This is a genomic window from Thalassovita gelatinovora (assembly GCF_001458355.1).
Taxonomy (GTDB): Bacteria; Pseudomonadota; Alphaproteobacteria; order Rhodobacterales; family Rhodobacteraceae; genus Thalassobius; species Thalassobius gelatinovorus.
This window is the reverse complement of sequence record NZ_CYSA01000010.1, coordinates 25052-46029: the sequence shown is the minus strand read 5'-3', so window position 1 is coordinate 46029 and position 20978 is coordinate 25052. Positions and strand designations below refer to the sequence as shown.

22 protein-coding genes are annotated in these 20978 nt (G+C 59.4%); 10 read left to right on the top strand and 12 right to left on the bottom strand.

Features of this window, described 5'->3' with window-relative positions; genetic code table 11:
• Positions 1-252: 252 nt before the first annotated feature.
• Complete coding sequence (locus TG4357_RS04510) at positions 253-825, bottom strand: TetR/AcrR family transcriptional regulator (RefSeq protein WP_058261690.1); 573 nt, start codon at positions 823-825, stop codon at positions 253-255.
• A 102-nt stretch (positions 826-927) separates the two neighbouring features.
• On the opposite strand from TG4357_RS04510, the gene TG4357_RS04505 reads away from it, so the two are divergent.
• A complete protein-coding gene (locus TG4357_RS04505; RefSeq protein ID WP_175473942.1) occupies positions 928-1497 on the top strand; it encodes a carboxymuconolactone decarboxylase family protein in 570 nt (189 codons plus the stop codon).
• Positions 1498-1710: 213 nt separating this feature from the next.
• On the opposite strand, the gene TG4357_RS04500 is transcribed toward TG4357_RS04505, so the two are convergent.
• Positions 1711-2664 carry a hypothetical protein gene (locus TG4357_RS04500; protein ID WP_074647051.1) on the bottom strand — a complete coding sequence of 318 codons (954 nt, stop codon included), beginning with the start codon at positions 2662-2664 and terminating at the stop codon, positions 1711-1713.
• A 186-nt stretch (positions 2665-2850) separates the two neighbouring features.
• Here TG4357_RS04500 and TG4357_RS04495 point away from each other — a divergent pair, with 186 nt between their 5' ends.
• Both TG4357_RS04495 and TG4357_RS04490 read left to right on the top strand, forming a co-directional pair.
• Complete coding sequence (locus TG4357_RS04495) at positions 2851-3177, top strand: hypothetical protein (RefSeq protein WP_058261688.1); 327 nt, start codon at positions 2851-2853, stop codon at positions 3175-3177.
• A 414-nt stretch (positions 3178-3591) separates the two neighbouring features.
• Positions 3592-4326, top strand: a complete 735-nt coding sequence (locus TG4357_RS04490) for a c-type cytochrome (RefSeq protein WP_139193669.1) — start codon at positions 3592-3594, stop codon at positions 4324-4326.
• Positions 4327-4429: 103 nt separating this feature from the next.
• Here TG4357_RS04490 and hppD read toward each other — a convergent pair whose 3' ends face one another.
• The gene (gene hppD / locus TG4357_RS04485; RefSeq protein WP_058261686.1) at positions 4430-5527 is read right to left on the bottom strand and encodes a 4-hydroxyphenylpyruvate dioxygenase; all 1098 of its coding nucleotides are present in this window, start codon (positions 5525-5527) and stop codon (positions 4430-4432) included.
• A 140-nt stretch (positions 5528-5667) separates the two neighbouring features.
• On the opposite strand from hppD, the gene TG4357_RS04480 reads away from it, so the two are divergent.
• On the top strand, positions 5668-6123 hold the full coding sequence (locus TG4357_RS04480; protein WP_058261685.1) for an Lrp/AsnC family transcriptional regulator: 456 nt from the start codon (positions 5668-5670) through the stop codon (positions 6121-6123).
• A 17-nt stretch (positions 6124-6140) separates the two neighbouring features.
• The gene (locus TG4357_RS04475; RefSeq protein ID WP_058261684.1) at positions 6141-8015 is read left to right on the top strand and encodes a monovalent cation:proton antiporter-2 (CPA2) family protein; all 1875 of its coding nucleotides are present in this window, start codon (positions 6141-6143) and stop codon (positions 8013-8015) included.
• Positions 8016-8130: 115 nt separating this feature from the next.
• Here TG4357_RS04475 and cobT read toward each other — a convergent pair whose 3' ends face one another.
• The gene (cobT, locus tag TG4357_RS04470; protein ID WP_058261683.1) at positions 8131-9144 is read right to left on the bottom strand and encodes a nicotinate-nucleotide--dimethylbenzimidazole phosphoribosyltransferase; all 1014 of its coding nucleotides are present in this window, start codon (positions 9142-9144) and stop codon (positions 8131-8133) included.
• A 77-nt stretch (positions 9145-9221) separates the two neighbouring features.
• Between cobT and cobS the strand changes: the two genes are divergently transcribed.
• Positions 9222-9983, top strand: coding sequence for an adenosylcobinamide-GDP ribazoletransferase (cobS, locus tag TG4357_RS04465; RefSeq protein WP_058261727.1), 762 nt, complete (start codon positions 9222-9224; stop codon positions 9981-9983).
• 171 nt (positions 9984-10154) lie between these two features.
• Here cobS and TG4357_RS04460 read toward each other — a convergent pair whose 3' ends face one another.
• The 5 genes from TG4357_RS04460 to TG4357_RS04440 all read right to left on the bottom strand — a co-directional run bounded on the left by TG4357_RS04460 (position 10155) and on the right by TG4357_RS04440 (position 15229).
• A complete protein-coding gene (locus TG4357_RS04460) occupies positions 10155-10664 on the bottom strand; it encodes a CarD family transcriptional regulator (protein ID WP_058261682.1) in 510 nt (169 codons plus the stop codon).
• Between the two features lie 291 nt (positions 10665-10955).
• Positions 10956-11294: a ferredoxin FdxA gene (gene fdxA / locus TG4357_RS04455; RefSeq protein ID WP_058261681.1), complete on the bottom strand. Its 339-nt coding sequence runs from the start codon at positions 11292-11294 to the stop codon at positions 10956-10958.
• 52 nt (positions 11295-11346) lie between these two features.
• Positions 11347-11721, bottom strand: coding sequence for an RNA-binding S4 domain-containing protein (locus TG4357_RS04450; RefSeq protein ID WP_058261680.1), 375 nt, complete (start codon positions 11719-11721; stop codon positions 11347-11349).
• 20 nt (positions 11722-11741) lie between these two features.
• Positions 11742-14642 carry a helicase-related protein gene (locus TG4357_RS04445; protein ID WP_058261679.1) on the bottom strand — a complete coding sequence of 967 codons (2901 nt, stop codon included), beginning with the start codon at positions 14640-14642 and terminating at the stop codon, positions 11742-11744.
• Positions 14643-14659: 17 nt separating this feature from the next.
• Entirely contained in the window at positions 14660-15229 is a 570-nt protein-coding gene (locus tag TG4357_RS04440) for a tetratricopeptide repeat protein (RefSeq protein WP_058261678.1), read from the bottom strand.
• 71 nt (positions 15230-15300) lie between these two features.
• Here TG4357_RS04440 and TG4357_RS04435 point away from each other — a divergent pair, with 71 nt between their 5' ends.
• Both TG4357_RS04435 and TG4357_RS04430 read left to right on the top strand, forming a co-directional pair.
• Positions 15301-15591: an SCP2 sterol-binding domain-containing protein gene (locus TG4357_RS04435; RefSeq protein WP_058261677.1), complete on the top strand. Its 291-nt coding sequence runs from the start codon at positions 15301-15303 to the stop codon at positions 15589-15591.
• A 9-nt stretch (positions 15592-15600) separates the two neighbouring features.
• On the top strand, positions 15601-16587 hold the full coding sequence (locus tag TG4357_RS04430; protein ID WP_058261676.1) for an alpha/beta fold hydrolase: 987 nt from the start codon (positions 15601-15603) through the stop codon (positions 16585-16587).
• A 93-nt stretch (positions 16588-16680) separates the two neighbouring features.
• Here the strand turns inward: TG4357_RS04430 and TG4357_RS04425 are convergent, their stop codons facing one another.
• The gene (locus TG4357_RS04425) at positions 16681-17511 is read right to left on the bottom strand and encodes a fumarylacetoacetate hydrolase family protein (protein WP_058261675.1); all 831 of its coding nucleotides are present in this window, start codon (positions 17509-17511) and stop codon (positions 16681-16683) included.
• Between the two features lie 122 nt (positions 17512-17633).
• Here TG4357_RS04425 and TG4357_RS04420 point away from each other — a divergent pair, with 122 nt between their 5' ends.
• Together TG4357_RS04420 and TG4357_RS04415 are read left to right on the top strand one after the other, a co-directional pair.
• On the top strand, positions 17634-19454 hold the full coding sequence (locus TG4357_RS04420; protein WP_058261674.1) for a M3 family oligoendopeptidase: 1821 nt from the start codon (positions 17634-17636) through the stop codon (positions 19452-19454).
• A gap of 303 nt (positions 19455-19757) precedes the next feature.
• Positions 19758-19964, top strand: a complete 207-nt coding sequence (locus TG4357_RS04415) for a cold-shock protein (RefSeq protein WP_058261673.1) — start codon at positions 19758-19760, stop codon at positions 19962-19964.
• An 83-nt stretch (positions 19965-20047) separates the two neighbouring features.
• On the opposite strand, the gene TG4357_RS04410 is transcribed toward TG4357_RS04415, so the two are convergent.
• Together TG4357_RS04410 and TG4357_RS04405 are read right to left on the bottom strand one after the other, a co-directional pair.
• The gene (locus TG4357_RS04410) at positions 20048-20317 is read right to left on the bottom strand and encodes a DksA/TraR family C4-type zinc finger protein (protein WP_058261672.1); all 270 of its coding nucleotides are present in this window, start codon (positions 20315-20317) and stop codon (positions 20048-20050) included.
• 238 nt (positions 20318-20555) lie between these two features.
• Positions 20556-20879: a DUF4389 domain-containing protein gene (locus TG4357_RS04405; protein ID WP_082644071.1), complete on the bottom strand. Its 324-nt coding sequence runs from the start codon at positions 20877-20879 to the stop codon at positions 20556-20558.
• Positions 20880-20978 lie beyond the last annotated feature (99 nt).

Genomic DNA, 20978 nt, shown 5'->3' with positions numbered 1-20978 from the left:
TTAGATAGCCCAGCTTCGAATGTCGACGCTTCGGGATATAGAAGCGTTCGATGCAGTCGAAGACATCGGAATGAACGACCGCTTTCGGTAGATGACACGACTTTGCAAAGTTCACTCCCTGCGCAAAGCCGCCGTCAGAACAGACCACCGCCAATGTCCAGATCGCGCCACCATGATCTGAACCGCGCCAGGGCACGTATGGGCGGCAGCGCCCCGGTCCTCCCCTGCCCGGTCGCCCGAGCGCATGGGGGGTCAAAGTCTGGTCAAACCCTCCGCGAGCTCTGCGGCGATTGCCATTGCGTCGACGCCTTCGCGTTCCGCAGAGACGCGCAGCCCCAAAAGGTCGGATTGATACCGGCGGGCAAGCCGCTTGGGGTCGTGGGCGCTGTCAATGTCGCCGCTGGATTGCGCCTGTTCAAACAAGTCTGCAAAACGGCTTTCCATTTTCAGAAGATGCAGGTTTGCTTTTTGCGCCAACGGGTGGTTGTGCGCCTGAAGTTCGAGCAGGGTCTTGGAGAGCATGCACGCCTTGGCCGGGGCGTCTTCGTTTTCGATCGCCATCCGGGGAAAGCGTTGCAGCGCCTTGATCGGGCCATGGTCGCGCGCCAGTTTGCCGAGCCGTTCAAGGCCATCGATGGCATATTTTTCCATCGCGAGTTCGAACAAGGCATCCTTTGATCCAAAGGCCGCGTAGAAGCTGCCCGGTTTCATCTGCAAAACGGATTCGAGGTCTTTCAAAGACGTACCCGCCCAACCCTGCCGCCAAAACAGGTCGCGCGAGCGGTCAATCAATTCATTACGGTCATAGTTCGGCTTGCGGGACATTGGGTCACCATCTTTCTTGAGTGATTGCTCAACTATATACTTGAGTGATCGCTCAAGAAAGCCTAAAGAGTGAATATACGCAGTTTATGAAAGACACCCAAAATGCTGAACTTCCCCTCACACGATCTGGACACATCCCCGGAAGCGTCGAAACCCCTGTTGGAAAAATCACAAAAGGCCTTTGGCCGCCTTCCCGGCCTGCACAAAGTTCTGGCCGAAAGCCCGCAGGCATATGAGGGCTACCAAACCCTTCACAAGCTGTTCACGGAAACGGATTTTGATGCGGAGGAGCTGACCGTTGTCTGGCAGGCGATCAATGTGGAACACGGCTGCCATTACTGCGTTCCGGCCCATACCGGCATCGCAAAAATGATGAAAGTCTCTGACGCGCTGACCGAGGCGCTGCGCAACGAAGCGCCGCTGCCCACTGCTAAGCTTGAAGCGCTGCGGACATTCACCGTTCAGATGGTGCGCGAACGCGGCAATGTTTCAGAGGCCCAGATGCAGGCGTTCTTTGATGCCGGCTATGGCCACCGGGCCGTGCTTGATGTGATCTTGGGGCTGGCTCAGAAAACCATGTCGAACTACATCAATCATGTTGCGGAAACACCGGTTGATGCCGTGTTCAAACCCCTTGAATGGCAGCGGAGCGACACCCCTTTGAAGGTCTGATCGCGAATTTGCCTACCCGAAAGACAAAGCCCCGCCGAAGCGGGGCTTTGTTCGTTTCAGGGACCATCTATGCGATGGTTTCGAGGCTGGTTTTTTCGATCTGTTCGGGTTTGTTGGGGGTGCACACGGCCTTCCGTTTTCGTCTGCGGATATCGGGCACGAGATTGGCGATCCCCCGCCCCGCCCGTCGCCGTCATTCGTAGGCGTTAAACCCTAACTGACATCTGTGGCGATTTTGGCTGTGCCTTGTGTCTCTCGCGCCATTGCGCGGGGGGCGGCATTGTCAACAAAGGACCGGACCGCGTCTTTGAAGGCATAGGACAGGATGGAAAGCTTTTCAGCCTGCCAAAGCAGATAAGATTTGCAAAGCGGCGCCGAGAGCCAGCAATCTCCGCGCCGACCGGCGTGGGACCAGCCGATTGCGCCAAGTTCACTGGCGCGACTCAGCATCCTTGCGACATGCGCTGGAGAAACCTGATAGCGTTGCGCCAAACCTGCGGCCGAAACCGTGCCGACCCAGACCCTGTCATCGACATCGACACGGAGCGCCTGCGTCGCAAGCACCAGATCATGCAAAATGCTGCTGCCTGAGGTGCTATTGGTAAAGCATCGGATGGTTTCCGGCGGATCATACCATGCTGCGGATCGGCATATGCGTTTGGCGAATTCCGGCTGCACGAAGAACAGAAACGAAGGGTTTCGCTGTAAGAAGGCCCTGCGATCCGCCCCGTCAATCGTATCAAGCGCGTGCAGGTGGATGTCGATATAGACCTGCATCAACTTTTCGCTTTTCTCAGATACCTTTGGCGCGCGTTGCCGGATGGTCTTGGGCGCTACGGAATCAACAAGCTGTACACGTGTCAATTCGCGCAAAAACGCCTGCACGGTGTTGCGGCTTGCGACGCCGGTACCGTCAAGCGCGGCAAACAGGGATTTGGGTGTCAGCTGTGGGCATGTCGGGTCGCGCCGGTGTTCGAGATGTAGTCCAATTGCCACCTGGATCATCATCCAACGGCGAATATCAGCGAGGTAATGCACCTCGGCTGGAATCGTGGAATGCACCGTCAAAAGGTCTTGGGTCTGCTTTGACAGAGCCCGCCAAAACAACGGGTCCGCAACCAAACGGGCAGCATCATGGCTTGGCGGGACGTCTCGGTGATGCGACACGGCTATTGTCTTTCGAATCAGTATTTTACCAGCATTTAGCGCTGTCGTTTCGCCGTCGTCATCTCATTTTTGGGCTTAACTTCTATTTCCTCTATGCAAATCCATGATCGCCTGTAATTTGCCGGCATGCAGCCATTTTGACTGGCGTCTTTGGGGCGTCGGCGGGCTCCAGGAGAGAAGACGCTTATGAAGACCAAACTTATCGCAGCTATCGCACTTGTCGTTGCGCAAATGGGCGCGACATCGAGCCAAGCCGCCAACCGCAAAGTCACCATTGTCAACAATTCCGGGTATACGATCGTTGAATTCCAGGGGTCGAATGTAGGCGCCAATTCCTGGGAAGAAGATATTCTTGGCAACGACGTTCTGGAACATGGCCAGAAGGTCGACATCAACTTTGATGACGGCACCGGTTACTGCAAATTCGATTTCCTTGTGACCTTCGACGATGGGGATCAGCTTACGGAAAAGAACTTTGATGTATGTAGCATTGGAACGTTCACCATCGATTGAAACGGGGCATTCAGCCACTTCGACAAGCTTGGGCGCGATGGGCGCCCAAGCATTCTGCTATCAAAGCCTTGGCGGTTGTTTTTCGCGGCGGTTGTCGCCGGTATAGAGCTTGAGCGCGCTTCATGATGGCGCACAGGCCGAGATGAACTGCAGCCGCAGCACTGCGCCTATGTCATTTGGGAACGCGAGGGAGCGTTCTTGCCGCTGTTACGGTGCCTGCGCTGGCGTCAATACCCCGCACGCCCCCAACCCGCTGATAGATTATTTCCCTTGATCGGTTCCAACTGTGCTACGCTTTTCGAACTAAACCGCGCGAACATTCCTATGCAGCTTTTTTGGGAGGAAAAGATGACGCATTCACGGAATGGAAATCTATTTTTTTTAATCGGCTTGGTAGTAAGTCTTTCTGCCTCGATGGTATTCGCTGACGACGAAGATCGTGATTATTCTCATGGTGAGGATGCTCAGGAATTTGTCCATGGGTCGCCTGAAACGATCTCGGAACCTTGGTTGCTGGCTGCGGGTGGCCGGATTTATGACAACTGGGCCGATGCTCTGGATCGCGAACTGCCCGAAAGCACCCATCCGGCCTATCCCGCCAGTTCCAAACAATCGGGCAGCACCACATGGCGCTGCAAGGAATGCCACGGCTGGGACTATCGCGGCGCCGCTGGCATCTACCGCGATGGCAGCCATTTCACCGGGATCAAGGGCATCGAAGGGGCCATCGGCATGCCCGAACCGGCCATTGCCGCGCTGCTGCGGTCGTCCGTGCATGGCTACACCCCGGACATGATCAGCGACGACGAGATGCCACGGATCACCGCGTTTGTGACCCGTGGACAGGTCGACGTGTCAAAGTATATCGACCTGTCGAACCGGGCTGTGATTGCAGGTGACGCGACGGTCGGACGTGGTGTATTTCAGACGGTTTGTGCGGCGTGCCACGGGTTTGACGGCAAACGGCTTGACTGGGGCGAAGGGGACGACCACGCCTATGTCGGAACCGAAGCCGCAGCAGCCCCCGACGAAGTGCTTCACAAGATACTGAGCGCACACCCGGGTGTCGAGATGGCGAACCTGCGGGCCTTCGGCGGCGATATAGCGGCGGATGTGCTCGCCTATCTGATCACGTTGCCAGAGAAGTAGGGCATCGGAAACCAGCAAGAAATGAACGGTCGGGCACGGCACACCTTAGCCCGACCGCGAAAAAGCCCTGCCGAAGCAGGGCTTTGCACGATCCGGCAACCGATTATTCGGCGGCTTCGATTTCGCCGTTTTCGATCTGTTCGCGTTCGATGGATTCGAACAAGGCCTTGAAATTACCTTCGCCGAAGCCGTCATCGCCCTTGCGTTGAATGAATTCAAAGAAGATCGGCCCGATCACGGTTTTCGAGAAGATCTGCAATAGGATCCGGGTTTCGCCGCCATCAACCACGCCTTCGCCGTCGATCAGGATGCCGTGTTTCATCATCCGGTCGATCGGTTCGTCATGATCGACGACACGGGTTTTCGACAATTCGTAATAGGCTTCGTTCGGGCCGGGCATGAATTGGACGCCATTTGCGGCAATCGCATCGGTCGATCCATAGATATCGTTGGACCCGACTGCGATATGTTGAATGCCTTCGCCCTTGTATTTCTTCAGATAGCTGACGATCTGGCCGGTTTCGCCGCGATCTTCGTTGATCGGGATGCGGATACGGCCGCAGGGCGAGGTCAGGGCGCGGGAAAACAACCCGGTGAATTTGCCTTCGATATCGAAAAAGCGGATTTCGTGGAAATTGAACAGTTTACCGTAGAATTGGAACCACTTGTCCATGTTGCCCTTGAACACGTTATGGGTCAGGTGATCGAGGTAGTAGAACCCGACGCCTTCGGGTTTCGACGGGCACAGCCAGTCGAATTCTTCGTTATAGGGCGAGGTATCGTGATATTGGTCGGTGAAATAGATCAGCGACCCGCCGATACCCTTGATCGCGGGCCAGTCCAGCGTTTTATCGTCGCCATCATAAGGTTCCGCACCCTGCGCCACGGCATGATCATAGGCGTGCTGCGCATCGACCACGCGCCATCCCATCGCAGGGGCGCAGGGGCCATGTTCCGTGACGAAGTTGCTGGCAAAGCTGTTCGGTTCGTCGTTCAGGATATAGGTGATATCACCCTGCTGCCATAGTTCGACATTCTTTGTCTTGTGCTTGGCGACGCGCGCATAGCCCATGCGGGTGAACAGCGCGCGCAGTTCTTCGGGGTCGGGATGGGCAAATTCGACGAATTCGAACCCGTCGGTACCGGCGGGGTTTTCGGGGCTGATCTTGGCCTGTGGGGCGTCATGCGGGAAGGGTCCCATGCGCGTTTCTCCTGTTCGCTGCGTTTCTGTGCTATAAATACAGGCAATTACACCGGAAATTTGCGCATTTTTTGTAGCAATCAACGGTTGTCATGCGGGTTTGTCGCATTACATTTAGAAAAAATGACGAAATTACGCATATGCTGGATGACATCGATAAGCGGCTGCTGGCCGTGCTGCAAAAAAATGCCCATTTGACCGCACAGGAATTGTCGGAACTGCTGAACCTGTCGCCAAGCCAGGCCGGGCGGCGGCGGCAACGGTTGGAAGCCGAGGGCTATATCGTGAATTATGCCGCCCGGCTTGATCCGAAACGGTTGGGGCTGAGCGTGCAGGCCTTCGTGCAGGTGCAATTGGGCACCCACGGACCGGATCAGGCCCGCGGCTTTGCCCGGCTGATCGGGTTGCGCCCCGAGATCATCAGCGCCTGGACCCTGACCGGTGATGCCGATTACCTGCTTCGGGTGTATTGTACCGACCTGACCGCGCTCAATGCCCTGATCCACGACATATTGCTGCCCCACCCCGCCGTGTCCCGCGTTCAAAGCCAGATCGTGATGGACCAATTTAAACAAGACGCCCCATTGCCAACCTGAAAGGCCGATCCAAGATCATGCACGAGTTTCTGTTTGCCGCCACAATCTATCTTCTCGCCGCGGTGATCGCGGTGCCGCTGGCCGCGCGGCTTGGGCTGGGATCCGTTCTTGGATATCTGACCGCCGGGATCGTGATCGGTCCCGTGTTTGGGCTGGTCGGTGCAGAAACTCAGGATTTGCAGCATTTTGCCGAATTCGGCGTGGTGATGATGCTGTTCCTGATCGGGCTGGAATTGACCCCGCGCACGCTGTGGGACATGCGCCACAAGCTGATCGGGTTGGGCGGTTTGCAGGTCGGGCTGAGCACGGCGGCGATGATGGCATTGTCGATGGCTTTGGGGTTGGAATGGCGCCCGGCGCTGGCGGTGGGGATGATTTTCGCGCTGTCTTCCACCGCGATCGTTTTGCAGACCCTGTCGGAAAAGGGGCTGATGCAGACCGGCGGCGGACGGTCGGCGTTTTCGGTGCTGCTGACGCAGGATATCGCGGTGATCCCGATGCTGGCTCTGTTGCCGTTGCTGGCGCTGATGCCCACCGCCAGCCTGAAAGACGACGGATCGATCAGCCGCGCCAGCGATCACGGCGAAGCGGTGCATAGCACGATGTCGCTGGTCGAGGGATTGCCGGGCTGGGGGGTGACATTGGTCACTTTGGCGGCGGTGGCGGTGATCATCCTGGCGGGAATTTTTCTGACCCGGCCGCTGTTTGCCTTCATCCATCACGCAAGGCTGCGCGAGATGTATACCGCGCTGGCGCTGCTGATCGTGCTGGGCATCGCGCTGTTGATGACGCTGGTCGGGCTGTCGCCCGCGCTTGGCACCTTTCTGGCCGGCGTGGTTCTGGCCAACAGTGAATTCCGCCACGAGCTTGAAAGCGATATCGAACCGTTCAAGGGGCTGCTGCTGGGATTGTTTTTCATCACCGTCGGCGCCGGTATCGATTTCGATGTTTTCCTGCGCGAACCGCTGGACCTGATCGGGCTGACCTTGACGGTGTTGCTGATCAAGGGGGTGATCCTGTATCTGCTGGCGGTGCTGTTCGGGTTGAAGGGGCGCGGCAAGTGGCTGTTCACGCTGTCGTTGGCCCAGGCGGGGGAATTCGGATTTGTGCTGTTGTCATTTTCGCGGCAACAGAATGTGTTGCCCGCAGGGCTGGCCGACCGTCTGTCACTGGTGGTGGCCCTGTCGATGCTGGCCACGCCCTTGTTGTTCATCCTGTATGACCTGCTGTCGCGCAAGATGGGCGAAAGCGACCCCCACGAACCCGATATGATTGACGAACAAGGCCCGGTGATCATCGCCGGGATCGGCCGGTTCGGGCAGATCGTCAACCGGTTGGTACAGTCGAGCGGGTTCAAGACCGTGGTGTTGGATCACGATATGGAAACCATCCGGCTGATGCGGCAATTCGGGTTCAAGGGGTTTTTCGGTGATCCGACCCGGCCCGAACTGTTGCATGCGGCGGGGTTGAAGGACGCGCGCGTTCTGGTGGTGGCGTTGGACGATCCAAGCGCGGCGGCGCGGCTGGTCGCCTTTGCCCGGCGCGAACGGCCCGACCTGCATATCATTGCGCGCGCCCGTGACCGGACCGATGTGTTCAAGCTGTATCAGGCCGGAGCCAATGACATCGTGCGCGAAACCTTCGACAGTTCCCTGCGCGCCGGGCGCTATGTGCTGGAAAATATCGGGCTGACCAATTTCGAAGCGGCGGAGGCCGAGAAGGTGTTTTATCACCACGACCGCGAAGCGATCCGCGAATTGGCGCAGGTCTGGGATCCGAATGTGCCTTCGGCGCAGAACCCGGCCTATGTGAAACGGGCGCGCGAGTTGGAAAAGGATCTGGAAACCGCGTTGCTGGCTCAGTTGGAGAAACGCCAGTCGGAAGATGACTGAGGCGGGACCAGTGCGAACAGGACCAGGCGCGGATTGGGGGCGCTGCCCCCGCCGTTGAAACCCTTGCGGGTTTGCACCGACTCCCCCGGAGTATTTTCACCAAGATGAAAGCCGGTCAGCCATCCGCGACCCCGGCTTCGGCAAAGGTTGACATGCCGGAATGGCAGGCGATGGCTGCTTGCAGCACACCGATGGCGAGCGCCGCGCCCGATCCTTCCCCAAGGCGCAGGCCGAGCGAGAGCAGAGGTGTCTTGTCCAGCTTGGCCAGCAAGGCGTCATGACCCGCTTCGGCGCTGACATGACCGGCGACGCAATGATCCAATGCGCCCGGCACGGTGGCGTCGAGACAAGCGGCAGCGGCGCAACAGATGAACCCGTCGAGGATCACCGGGATGCGCAAAGCCCGCGCCCGCGCGATGGCCCCGGCCATCGCCGCCAATTCGCGCCCGCCCAGACGGCGCAGCGCCGCGAGCCCATCGCCCTGAGCGCCATGCAGCGCGACAGCTTCGGCCACCACGCGGGTTTTATTGGCGAGCCCCGCATCGTCGACGCCGGTACCGCGCCCGGTCCAGTCGGCAGCGGCACCACCATAGAGCGCATGGGCAATCGCGGCGGCAGAGGTGGTGTTGCCGATTCCCATTTCGCCGGTGACCAACAGGTCCGTATCGGCATTCACCTCGTTCCAGCCGGTTTGCAACGCCTCCAGCAGGTCTGCTTCGGTCATCGCGGCTCTTTGGGTGAAATCGGCGGTGGGCCGGTCCAGTGATAGCGCATGGACGGTCATCGTAGCACCAAAGGTTTTCGACAATTGGTTGATCGCGGCCCCACCGGTGCGGAAATTCAGCACCATCTGTTCGGTGACTTCGGCCGGAAAGGCCGAAACGCCCTGTGCGGTGATCCCGTGATTGCCGGCAAAGATCACCACCTGCGGCGCAGTGATTGCGGGACGGTCAGTGCCGCGCCAGCCAGCATACCAGATCGCCAGATCTTCCAGCCGTCCCAATGCGCCCGGCGGCTTGGTCAACTGGCCGTTGCGGGCCTCGGCCTGTGCGCGGGCGCTGCTATCGGGGCTTGGGGCCTGCGCCAACAGGGTGCGAAAATCATCCAGAGTATGGAAAGGCTGCGACATGGCCGGGGTCCTTTTTTGCTTTGTCGCCTGTTTACCCCAATGTTATCGGGGGGCAAGCAACAGAATGGGCCGGGGCGATGCGCGAAAACGACACTTTCGGAATGCAATGGCGCGATGTCGCGGTGGCGGTCGGATTGCTGACCCGGTTGCCGGTATCGTTGCCGGACGCGGCCTATGAGCGCGGGGCGCGGGCGGCTTGGGCTTATCCGCTGGCGGGGGCCGTGGTTGCGGTGCTGGGGGCGATTTTGGCGGCGCTGTCGCAATGGGTCGGGTTGGGGCCGCAGGCGGTGGCTTTGCTGGTGCTGCTGGCGTTGGTGATGCTGACCGGTGCGATGCACGAAGACGGCTTGGCCGACAGTGCCGACGGGCTGTGGGGCGGTTGGAACCGGGCCCGGCGGTTGGACATCATGAAAGACAGCCATATCGGCAGTTACGGCGTGATCGCCTTGGTGCTGAGCCTCGCCGCGCGTTGGGGGGGCTTGTCGGTGCTGCTGGGGCAGGACGGCGGGCTGTGGGCGCTGGTGGCGGTGGCGGCGCTGTCACGGTCGGGGATGCCGGTGCTGATGGCTTGGCTGCCCAATGCGCGCGACGGTGGGTTGTCGCGGGCGCAAGGGCGGCCGGACTGGCGCGTGGCCGGGATCGGGGTCGCAGTGGCCTTGGGGCTGGCGCTGCTTTGTCTGGGAATGGCGGCGTTTGGGCTGACGCTGTTGGCGCTGATCGTAGCGGCGGCCGTGGGATTGATGGCGCGGGCCAAGATCGGCGGTCAGACCGGCGACATTCTGGGCGCGTCGCAGCAGATGTGCGAAATCGTGCTGCTGCTGGCGTTGAGTGCTGCGTGAAGGGAAGTGCGTGCCGGGGAGGGTGCCGGGGAGGTGCCGGGCTGAAGCCCGGCCTACGGACTGCGCAAACACGGCCACGAAGCATACCCGGAGCGCCGCGATTTCGCGGCCGCCAAAGAAAAACCGCGCCCCCGAAGGAACGCGGTCTTTATTGTCTCCGATGTCTGGCGCTTAGGCGGCGCGCGACACCAGCACTTCGTCCACCTTCTTGGCGGCGGCGACTTCGTCGCCCCCGGCAACGGCGGCAACTTCGCGGGTCAGCCGTTCCAGCGCCGCTTCATAAAGCTGACGTTCGGAATAGCTTTGTTCGCGCTGATCGTCGGTGCGGTGCAGGTCACGCACCACTTCGGCGATGGCGATCAGATCGCCCGAGTTGATTTTCTGTTCGTATTCCTGCGCCCGGCGCGACCACATGGCACGTTTCACCTTCGCCTTGCCGCGCAGCGTTTTCATCGCCTGGCTGACCACGTCGGGGGTGGATAGCGACCGCATCCCGATTTCGGTGGCCTTGTTGGTTGGCACCCGCAGGGTCATCTTGTCCTTTTCAAAGGAGATCACGAAGAGCTCCATCGAAATGCCGGCGATTTCCTGTTCCTCGATCGATACGATCTGACCGACGCCATGCGCCGGGTAAACCACGTATTCGTTCGGGCTGAATTCAGACTTCTTCGTTTTGCTCATGCAATCCTTCCTCGCAAGGACCCCTGAACCAGAGCGACAAAAATTTTGGCGAGGTATCAACATACGCTCGTCAAATGGAAAATTGGCGCAAAGTAATCCACCCGCTGGCGACAGCGCAGTGCGATGGAGATCAGGCAGTCTTCGTCATGTAAATTTCATATACCACAAAAATGGGCATTTCGGAAGCGTCTGACAGACTGCCAAACGGGAATCTCGACCAGATTCGGCCAAGATTCGACGTTTTTTACCAAATGGACGCAAATTTGCGGCGAATCGGGCGAATCACCCTGATCAGCTGCCCTCGCCCGGGTTTTCCGAGAAATATTTGGTCACCTTGTCAGTTTCGCCATCGCGGTCTTCATAGCCCGGCAGCGGGTCTTTCTTTTCGATGATGACCGGCCAGAGTTCGGAATATTTGCGATTGAATTCGACCCATTTTTCCATTTCCGGTTCGGTATCGGGGCGGATCGCGTCGGCGGGACATTCGGGTTCGCATACGCCGCAATCGATACATTCATCCGGGTGGATCACCAGCATGTTTTCGCCTTCATAGAAGCAGTCCACCGGACATACCTCGACGCAGTCGGTATATTTGCAGGCAATGCAGTTATCGATCACGACATAAGTCATATCAGTCTCTCATCTTAATAACTTGGTGCCTTAGCTAAATCAGCGCCCGGCATCATTCAAGCTCTCGTGCGCGATCCAGGTCGAACATTCGCCGATCGCGCTTGCTGGGGCGCCCTTTGCCTTCAAAGCGCGGCGCGGGCGGGATGTTATCCTCTGGCGGGGTCAAATCGGTGTATAGCATTTGCGCCTCGGGCGCCGGGCCGCGACGTTCGCCCAGCGCTTCGACCTGCACCACGCGAATCTGGCGGCCTTGTGGGAAGGTCAGCACATCCCCTGCCCCGACGCTTTGGGCTGGCTTCGAAACCTTGGTGCTGTTGACCCGGACATGACCGGCCGAAACCGTTTTGGCCGCCAGCCCGCGCGTTTTGAAAAAACGCGCGTGCCACAACCATTTATCCAGTCTCAGCTTTGGCTTTGGTGCGCTCACTCAGCCCCCTTGCCGGTGATTCAGTCTTTGGTTTTCAGCCCCATCAGCGCGGCGGCGAAGGGGTTGTCGGGATCGATCGGCTTTTCCTTTTTCGGCGGTCGTGCCTGGTAGGATTTGCCGCCTTTCGGGCCGCCACCGGGTTTGCCGTCGCGCGATTTGGCATCCCGCGGCTTGCCCTTGCCGCGCGGTTTGCCGCCGCCCTTGGCCTGATCGCGGTCCTGCTGCGGGCGTCCACGGCCACCACGGGCCCGGTTGCCCTGCGACCGTCGGCCCCAGGTGAAGGTATAGAAAACTTCGGTCTCGGGGGTGGCATCGGAAGGCGAATCGGCAGCTTCGTCGGCCGGGGCCTGAGCGGCGGTGTCCGGTGCGACCACTTCCGCCGCTTGCGCGTCGGCTTCGGAGGCAGGTTCCGGCTGCGGGTCCGACCCGGTTGCCTCGGCGGCAGGATCAGCCGGTTCTGCCGCTGATTCTGCGGCTGCATCCGCAGTTTCTGACACGCCCTCATCGGGGGTCGGGGTTGCCGGGGTTTCGACCGCCACCGGTTTCACCTTGGCCCGTTCACCCTTTTCGGCGTTATAGCCAAGCCCCTGCATCAGGTCGGCGAATTGTTCCAGCGTCATGCCGGTAATCGACAGCATGTCGGGTTTGGCTTCGAAGCCACCACGGCTGTCTTCGGCGCGCAGCATATCGGCGAGACGTTCCAGCATGTCGATGCGGATCGAACGGGTGCCCGCAGCGCGGTAACCCGCCATCGAATCGTAACCTTCGGGGGATTGCGGATCGGTCGGCACGGTGACAAGGCCCGGTGGTGGTGCTTCGGGGAAGATATCCAACCCCTTGGCCAGCGACCACAGCACCAGACGCAACCGGGTCGGTGCCGGTTTCAGCAACACCGGCATGAAAATAGTGAACTGTCCAAAGCGAATCCCGTGTTTGCGCAGGGCAGACCGGGCATCCTGATCCAACGCCTTGACGTCGTCCGCGATCTGAGCGCGCGGAATAACCCCAATATTTTCAACCATCTGGAAGGCAAAGCCGCGGGCCAGCCCGGTCAGGGTTTCATCCCGGCCCAGCGCCAGCAGCGGTTCGAACAAGGCGGCGATTTTTCGGTCGATGAAGTGTTGCAGGCGGCGCTGCACCTTCTGGGTCACGTCGGCCCCCGCTTCGTCATCGACGAAAGCGTCGATCTGCGGTTTCAGCGGATCGGCCCCGGCGGTCAGTTTGCCCACCGCTTCGGTGCCCCACATCAACCCGCCCTGTTCGGTGAAGTCGATTTCGGTATCAGGGGCGTTGTAGAACCGGTCGGCGCGCAGATTGAAATGCGGCACCAGCGCCTGAACGCTGGCCTGACGCAATGTCTTGGCCTCTTGCCCTGACGCGTCCTTGTCCTGACGGAAACGGAACCCTTCCAGACGACCGACGAATTCGCCTTCGACGGTCACTTCACCTTGATCATTCACTTCGGCCAAAAGGGCCTCCTTCTGTTTGAGCCGGCGCAGCAACACGGATGTGCGCCGGTCCACAAATCTCTGAGTCAGACGTTCATGAAGAGCATCCGACAATCTGTCTTCTACAGCGCGGGTTTCGCCGCGCCAATGGCTTTCGTCATCCACCCAGCCCGATCTTTGCGCGACATATGTCCACGTCCTAATAAATGCGAGACGTTTCGATAATGTGTCAATGTCCCCATCGGTTCTATCGATCCGCTGTATCCTTTGTGCCAGCCAATCGTTCGGAACCCGCCCGTTTTGGTGCAAGAAGACAAAGATGTCTTCCAGCAGGGTGGCATGTTCGGCATGGCTGATGCCACGAAAATCGGGAATGCGGCACACATCCCAAAGCAATTTGACCGACGGGCCGTCAGAGGCGCGGGCGCTGATTTCGGCCACCTGGGCCAGCGCCTTGAGCGCCATCAGGTCATCGGCATCGCGCGATTTCATCAACAACGGATCGTCGGGGGATTTTTCCAACGACCGGATCAGCGCGTCGGTGGTGCCGAATTGCAGCGCCGCGTTGCGCCAGTTCAATTTGCGCACCGGGGCAAAGCGGTGGTCCATGATCGCGCGGGCGACTTCGTCATCCAGCGGCGCGGCTTCGCCGGTGACGCCGAAAGTACCGTCTTCCATACCGCGCCCGGCCCGTCCGGCGATCTGGGCCAGTTCGTTCGGCATCAAGAACCGCATCCGGCGGCCATCGAATTTGGCCAGCGAAGAAAAGGCGACATGGGAAATATCAAGGTTCAGCCCCATGCCGATGGCATCGGTCGCCACCAGGTAATCGACATCGCCGTTTTGATAGAGCGCCACTTGCGCATTGCGGGTGCGCGGGGAAAGCGCCCCCATCACCACCGCCGCGCCGCCCTTTTGCCGCCGCAACAGTTCGGCGATGGCATAGACGTCTTCGACCGAAAACCCGACGATGGCGCTGCGTGGTTTCATCCGGCTGATTTTTTTCGACCCGGTATAGGTCAGTTGTGACATCCGGTCCCGGCGGATGAAATCGACGCCGGGCACCAGCTGTGCGATGGGGCTGCGCATCGAATCCGACCCCAGAAACAAGGTTTCGTGCAGGCCCCGCGCCCGCAGCAACCTGTCGGTGAAGACATGGCCGCGATCGGGATCGGCGCAAAGCTGAATTTCATCGATGGCCAGGAAATCACAGCCCATGCCATCGGGCATCGCTTCGACCGTGCAGACCCAGTATTGCGCCCGTTTGGGCACGATACGTTCTTCGCCGGTGATCAGCGCCACCACCGACGGACCGCGCAGTTCGACGATCTTGTCATAGACTTCGCGCGCCAATAGCCGCAGCGGCAGGCCGATCACCCCGGTGCGGTGGGCCAGCATACGTTCGATCGCGTAGGTGGTTTTTCCGGTATTGGTCGGTCCGAGAACCGCCGCGATCCGGGCGTACTGGGCCATTGGCCGTGTTTCCTGACTTAGAGTGTCTGCCCCTGCACCCGGGTTTCGAGGCGTTTCAACGCTGTCTCGGCTTCCACGTAATGCGGGTATATCTGCTGTACAAGCGTATAGGCGCGATAAGCCAGTTCGGGCCGGTCCAGTTGTTCGAGAATCACCGCCATGCCGAACAGTGCTTCGTAATGATTCGGGTTCAGCGTCAGAACCTGTTCCAGATCCGACAGTGCCAGCCCGTAGCGGCCAAGCCGGAACCAGGCGCTGGCGCGCTGGTGCCAGCCTTCGGCGAATCCGGGCGCGTGATCGGTCAACGCCGTCAGGTGATCCGCGGCAATTTGCAAATCGCCCCGTTCCATCGCTTCGCGGCCCCGTTTGAGCAGCAGATCCATCGCCGCAGACCCGGATTTGTCCCATTCCAGCTTGATTTCGCGGTCGATCCGCTTGGCATCGGTCGGATCGGCCTGTTCAAGTTGTTGCAGCAGGTCCGATACGGGGCTGGAGGGGGTTTCCTGCGCCCGCAGAGGTAAGGAAAACGTGACTATGGCGGCAATTGCCGCGACGATAAGCTTCGGATTTGTTGAAACAGCGCTCATAATGAGACTCAGTTTAGTCCATCACCGGGGAAAGAACAGTCCCCGCAGATCACAACTTGGAAAGGTCTATCATGAGCGACAAGATTGCAGCAGCCGTGGATGCGTTGAACGCAAAACTGGACGGCGCGGATTTCGACGGTTCGGCAAAATTCGTGATCGAAGGCGAAGGCGCGATCGTGGTCGATGCCAATGGTGCCCGCGCGAGCGACGAAGAAACCGAAGTGACCCTGACCGCCGATGTCGAAACCTTCGAAGCGATGATGAGCGGCGATCTGAACCCGACCTCGGCCTTCATGAGCGGCAAGCTGGCGCTGGACGGGGACATGGGAATGGCGATGAAGCTCGGTTCGGTCATTAGCTGAGACCACGTGATGCAAACCGCGCCTTTCTTTTCCGATTGTATCCAGAATGCCTTGCCCGGTCGGGCCTGTTGGCTGACCACGGCGGACACGGTGCGTATTCGCATCGGGGTCTGGAATGAAAGCGGTGAGAAGGGCACGGTTCTGCTGTTCCCGGGCCGCACCGAATATATCGAAAAATACGCCCATACCGCGCAGGACATGGCCGAGGCGGGCTTTGCCACCTTGGCGATCGACTGGCGCGGTCAGGGATTGGCCGACCGGCTGATCGACGACCCGATGATCGGACATGTCGGCGATTTTGCCGATTATCAGCTGGACGTTCAGGCGGCGGTCGCTGCGGCCGAAGAATTGCAGCTGCCGAAACCTTGGTTTTTGCTGGCCCATTCGATGGGCGGCTGTATCGGGTTGCGGGCCTTGGTGAACGATCTGCCGGTGGCGGCATCGGTGTTTACCGGCCCGATGTGGGGCATCAAGATGGAGCCCCGTGCGCGACCCGCGGCCTGGGCGTTGAGTTGGACCAGCCGGCGGCTGGGTCTGGCCGACAAGCTGTCGCCGGGCACCCGCAATGACGCCTATGTCAGTGTTGAACCATTCGCGGACAATACGCTGACCAAAGATCCGGGCATGTATAAATTGATGCAAGATCAACTGACCGCGCATCCGGAATTATCGCTGGGTGGTCCCAGCCTGAATTGGCTGTATTCGGCGCTGCGCGAAACCTTGGCGCTGTCGCGGCTGCCAGCCCCGGCACTGCCCTGCCTGACCTATTTGGGCGGCGATGAACGGATCGTCGACGCGCAGCGAATCCGGAACCGGATGGCGACCTGGCCCGGTGGCCGGTTGCAGGTGGTTCCGCGGGCCGAACATGAAGTGCTGATGGAAGTGCCCGAAACCCGGTTGCAGGTAACGCAGGACATCATCGCGTTCTGCACTGCTGTCGCCGAAGGCAAATCACCGTTTGGCGGGGATGGCGACGGGATGTTGCTGTCGGCCTGACCGGCAGGCCGGAAAGCGGGGCGTTTTGCCCCGCGCGGTCCGTATCTGGACACGCGGGGCAAACACGTCTTTTCATTACAAACCCGACCCGGATCAGGGATCGCGGCGCACCTCTTGCCGTTGCCGACCCAATCCGGCGATTTCCAGCTCCATCACATCGCCTTCGTTCAGGTAAACCGGCGGTTTTTGCCCCATGCCGACACCGGGCGGGGTGCCAGTGGCGATGATGTCGCCGGGATGCAATGTCATCATTTCACTGAGATGCGAAATGATCTGTGCCACGGTGAAAATCATCGACGCGGTATTGCCGACCTGTTTGCGGTCGCCATTCACATCCAGCGTCAATGCCAGGTTCTGCGGATCGCCGGCTTCGTCCGGGGTGACAAGCCACGGGCCGACCGGGCCGAATGTGTCGCAGCTTTTGCCCTTGGTCCACTGGCCGACGCGTTCGATCTGATATTCGCGTTCCGACACGTCATTGACCACGCAATAGCCCGCCACGTAATCCAGCGCGTCGGCTTCGGAGACGTATTTCGCGGGTTTTCCGATCACCACACCCAGTTCGACTTCCCAATCCGACTTCACCGATCCGCGCGGCAAGGACACCGGGTCGTTGGGACCGCTGAGGGCGCTGGTGGCCTTCAGGAACAGGATCGGCATTGCCGGTTCGTCCATCCCCGCTTCGGCGGCATGATCGGAATAGTTCAACCCGATGCACAGGAACTTGCCGATCCCGTCCACCGGCACACCCAGACGCGGATCGCCCGCAACCAGCGGCAAGGTTTCGGGGTCGAGTTGCGGCAAAGCGCCAAGGGTTGCCCCCGACAGGTCATCCACCACGCCGGACAGGTCGCGGATGCGGCCCTCGCGATCCAGCACCCCGGGCTTTTCCGCCCCGACTTCGCCATAGCGAACAAAACGCATTGATATTCCTCCTGAATTGTCGGCGCCACTTTAGCGTGCTGCGGCGCAGGGACAAGCGCCCCTTGAGGCGCGGGCCTGTGCGGCATATGTGTTGAGACAACATGATCAAGAGGTGCCCCGATATGTTCCAGCTTCCCTTCCCCCTTCGCGATATCAATGCCGGGTCCGGCACCAAGGATCTGGGCGATCTGCCCGAATGGGATCTGAGCGATCTTTATACGTCGCAAGAAGCGCCCGAATTGCAGGCCGATCTGAATTGGCTGGAAGCCGAATGCGCCGCCTTTGCCGCCGATTACGAAGGCAAGCTGGCCGGTTTGAATGCCGACGGATTGTTGAAATGCGTGCAGCGCAACGAGGCGATTTCGACCAAGGCCGGTCGGGTGATGTCCTATGCCGGGCTGCGCTATTACCAGCTGACCATCGATGCTGACCGGGCCAAGTTCATGTCCGATTGTCAGGAAAAGATCACCAATTACACCACACCCCTGGTGTTTTTCACGCTGGAACTGAACCGGATCGAGGATGACAAGCTGATCGCGATGCTGGCGGAAAACGCCGATCTGGCACGCTACCAGGCCGTGTTCGACCGTATCCGCGCGATGAAGCCTTATCAGCTCAGCGATGAGTTGGAAAAGTTCCTGCACGATCTGGGGGTTGTCGGCGATGCGTGGGAAAAGCTGTTCGATGAAACCATCGCCGGGCTGGAATTCGAGGTCGATGGCGAAGACTTGACCATCGAGGGCACGTTGAACCTGCTGACCGAACAGGACCGTGGGAAGCGCGAAGCGGCGGCGCATGAATTGGCGCGGGTATTCAGCGATAACATCAAGACCTTCGCCCGCGTCCACAACACGCAAGCCAAGGAAAAGGAAATCGTCGATCGCTGGCGCAAGATGCCGACGGCACAGACCGGGCGGCACTTGTCGAACGACGTCGAACCCGAAGTGGTCGAGGCGCTGCGCAACGCGGTGGTCGACGCCTATCCCAAGCTGTCGCACCGTTATTACGAATTGAAACGCAAATGGCTGGGGCTGGACCGGATGCAGGTCTGGGACCGGAATGCGCCATTGCCGATGGAATCGACCAAGACGGTCGGTTGGGACGCCGCCCGCGATATCGTGATGGAGGCCTATAGCGCCTTCGATCCGCGCATGGGCGACATCGCGCAGCCGTTTTTCGACAAGGGTTGGATCGATGCCGGCGTGAAACCGGGCAAGGCGCCGGGGGCCTTTGCCCATCCCACCGTGACCGAGGTGCATCCTTATGTGATGCTGAATTATCTGGGCAAACCGCGCGACGTGATGACCTTGGCACATGAATTGGGCCATGGCGTACATCAGGTTCTGGCTGCGGATCAGGGTGAAATGCTGTCATCGACGCCGCTGACGCTGGCCGAAACTGCCAGCGTTTTCGGTGAAATGCTGACCTTCCGCAAGATGCTGGAAAAGGCCGCCACGCAGGAAGAACGCAAGGTGCTTCTGGCGGGCAAGGTCGAGGACATGATCAACACCGTGGTGCGCCAGATCGCGTTTTACGATTTCGAATGCAAACTGCACGCGGCGCGGCGTGACGGCGAATTGACCCCGGACGATATCAACGCACTGTGGATGTCGGTACAAGCCGAATCGCTGGGCGAAGCGTTCGACTTCATGGACGGCTATGAATGTTTCTGGGCCTATATCCCGCATTTCGTGCATTCGCCGTTCTACGTCTATGCCTATGCCTTCGGCGACGGCTTGGTGAATGCGCTTTATGCCGTTTACGAAGAAAACCCCGACGGGTTCCAGGAAAAGTATTTCGACATGCTGAAGGCAGGCGGATCGAAGCACCATAAGGAATTGTTGGCACCGTTCGGATTGGATGCCAGCGATCCCAAGTTCTGGGACAAGGGTTTGAGCATGATTTCCGGCATGATCGACGAATTGGAAGCGATGGAAGGCTAAACCTTTCAAACCTTGGGGAGATCCGCGTTCGGGCCGCCCTTCGCCATTGAGAAATCCCCCCCGGCACAAGGCCCGTTACCGGCTTGGGGGTATTTCCCCCCGGCCCCGAAAATTTCCGATCAAGTTTTATCGATTGCGCATTATTTACTTGTAATATTCGGCGCATGTGCCCATATGGGTCCGGCATACGTTTTTCTTGTCGACCAACTGTCTCCCGTCCAACGGCGTTCAGTCTTTTCGATCCAGACAACTACGCCGGGCGATCGCACTTACGCGGATCGCATTTAATAGGAGACTACGGATATGGCTACTGGCACCGTAAAATGGTTCAACACTACTAAAGGTTTTGGTTTCATTGCACCCGATGGCGGCAGCAAAGATGTGTTCGTGCACATCTCGGCCGTTGAACGCTCGGGTCTGACCGGCCTGGCCGATGACCAGAAAGTGACTTTCGACGTCGAAGCAGGCCGTGACGGTCGTGAATCGGCAGTGAATATCGCGCTGGCCTAAGGCTTTCGCATATCGCGATTTGAAACGCGGTCCCTTCGGGGGCCGCGTTTTGCGTTTCGGCCCCGTTTTGCAATTGGCCGGTTCTATTTCAACTGACTGTCTTTCGATCCCCGGCGATTGACCCCGCCGCGCGGTTTGAAGGCCTGATCGCGGTCCTGCTGACAGTCGATGCACAGCTTCACACCCGGGATCGCTTCGCGCCGGGCTTGGGGAATTTCTTCTTCGCAATCGGCGCAATGGGTCAGGCTGTCACCGACCGGTTTCTGCCGCGCCTGCATCCGTTTCAATTCATCGCTGATCGAGGCTTCGATCTGTTCGCTTACCGCGCCGTCGCGCGCCCATCCTCCGGCCATGACGTGCCTCCTTTGATCAGATAAATTTAGCGCCGCCGCGACAAAGCGCAATCCCCCCATGTCACCCTTGGGTGAAGCCCCCGGTTCCGCTTCGCCTGCGGAAAAATGGGAGGGTGTATCATGCTGCTAAAGCTGAGCGCGGGTGCGAAGACAGGCGACAGTTGACGAGACGCAAACAGGGCGGAATCCGTTGTGGATTTCGCCCTGTTCCCGTTGTGTTAAATCAATCCGCGCGGGGTCAGGTTTCCGACCACGGGAAAGGTTTATCTTCGGTCACGGCGGTCTGGAACCGGGCCACGTCACGCATCCAGTCGGACAGGGTGGCACCGAATTCGGCAATCTTTTCGTTCCGTTTGCGGGTGAACAGCAAGAACCCGAATTGCAAGATTGCGCCCAAAGCCAGGATGGTTTCGCTGACGCCGAACAGCACCGCGAAAATGATCATGTAAAGCAGTCGCATCCAGATCGCGTTCTTGTCGTGCTCGGCGGCATCCGCGCCGGTTCCCGGTTCATCCAGCGTGACCGGGCCGTCATCTTCGGGGAGGGTTGGATCATTGGTCATGGTAATCTCTTTGAGTTGAAATGAAGCATGTCTGCGCTGCCCTCGAACCAAATACGGTTCGGGGACAGCGCCTAATCATTGATAAAGTCAGAGGCGACG

What these genes read in the sequence shown, in the direction of transcription:
- TG4357_RS04510 (WP_058261690.1), bottom strand. Translation starts at nt 825, where the DNA reads ATGTCCCGCAAGCCGAACTATGACCGTAATGAATTGATTGACCGCTCG.
- TG4357_RS04505 (WP_175473942.1), top strand. Translation starts at nt 928, where the DNA reads ATGCTGAACTTCCCCTCACACGATCTGGACACATCCCCGGAAGCGTCG.
- TG4357_RS04495 (WP_058261688.1), top strand. Translation starts at nt 2,851, where the DNA reads ATGAAGACCAAACTTATCGCAGCTATCGCACTTGTCGTTGCGCAAATG.
- TG4357_RS04490 (WP_139193669.1), top strand. Translation starts at nt 3,592, where the DNA reads ATGGTATTCGCTGACGACGAAGATCGTGATTATTCTCATGGTGAGGAT.
- hppD (WP_058261686.1), bottom strand. Translation starts at nt 5,527, where the DNA reads ATGGGACCCTTCCCGCATGACGCCCCACAGGCCAAGATCAGCCCCGAA.
- TG4357_RS04480 (WP_058261685.1), top strand. Translation starts at nt 5,668, where the DNA reads ATGCTGGATGACATCGATAAGCGGCTGCTGGCCGTGCTGCAAAAAAAT.
- TG4357_RS04475 (WP_058261684.1), top strand. Translation starts at nt 6,141, where the DNA reads ATGCACGAGTTTCTGTTTGCCGCCACAATCTATCTTCTCGCCGCGGTG.
- cobT (WP_058261683.1), bottom strand. Translation starts at nt 9,144, where the DNA reads ATGTCGCAGCCTTTCCATACTCTGGATGATTTTCGCACCCTGTTGGCG.
- cobS (WP_058261727.1), top strand. Translation starts at nt 9,222, where the DNA reads ATGCGCGAAAACGACACTTTCGGAATGCAATGGCGCGATGTCGCGGTG.
- TG4357_RS04460 (WP_058261682.1), bottom strand. Translation starts at nt 10,664, where the DNA reads ATGAGCAAAACGAAGAAGTCTGAATTCAGCCCGAACGAATACGTGGTT.
- fdxA (WP_058261681.1), bottom strand. Translation starts at nt 11,294, where the DNA reads ATGACTTATGTCGTGATCGATAACTGCATTGCCTGCAAATATACCGAC.
- TG4357_RS04445 (WP_058261679.1), bottom strand. Translation starts at nt 14,642, where the DNA reads ATGGCCCAGTACGCCCGGATCGCGGCGGTTCTCGGACCGACCAATACC.
- TG4357_RS04440 (WP_058261678.1), bottom strand. Translation starts at nt 15,229, where the DNA reads ATGAGCGCTGTTTCAACAAATCCGAAGCTTATCGTCGCGGCAATTGCC.
- TG4357_RS04435 (WP_058261677.1), top strand. Translation starts at nt 15,301, where the DNA reads ATGAGCGACAAGATTGCAGCAGCCGTGGATGCGTTGAACGCAAAACTG.
- TG4357_RS04430 (WP_058261676.1), top strand. Translation starts at nt 15,601, where the DNA reads ATGCAAACCGCGCCTTTCTTTTCCGATTGTATCCAGAATGCCTTGCCC.
- TG4357_RS04425 (WP_058261675.1), bottom strand. Translation starts at nt 17,511, where the DNA reads ATGCGTTTTGTTCGCTATGGCGAAGTCGGGGCGGAAAAGCCCGGGGTG.
- TG4357_RS04420 (WP_058261674.1), top strand. Translation starts at nt 17,634, where the DNA reads ATGTTCCAGCTTCCCTTCCCCCTTCGCGATATCAATGCCGGGTCCGGC.
- TG4357_RS04415 (WP_058261673.1), top strand. Translation starts at nt 19,758, where the DNA reads ATGGCTACTGGCACCGTAAAATGGTTCAACACTACTAAAGGTTTTGGT.
- TG4357_RS04410 (WP_058261672.1), bottom strand. Translation starts at nt 20,317, where the DNA reads ATGGCCGGAGGATGGGCGCGCGACGGCGCGGTAAGCGAACAGATCGAA.
- TG4357_RS04405 (WP_082644071.1), bottom strand. Translation starts at nt 20,879, where the DNA reads ATGACCAATGATCCAACCCTCCCCGAAGATGACGGCCCGGTCACGCTG.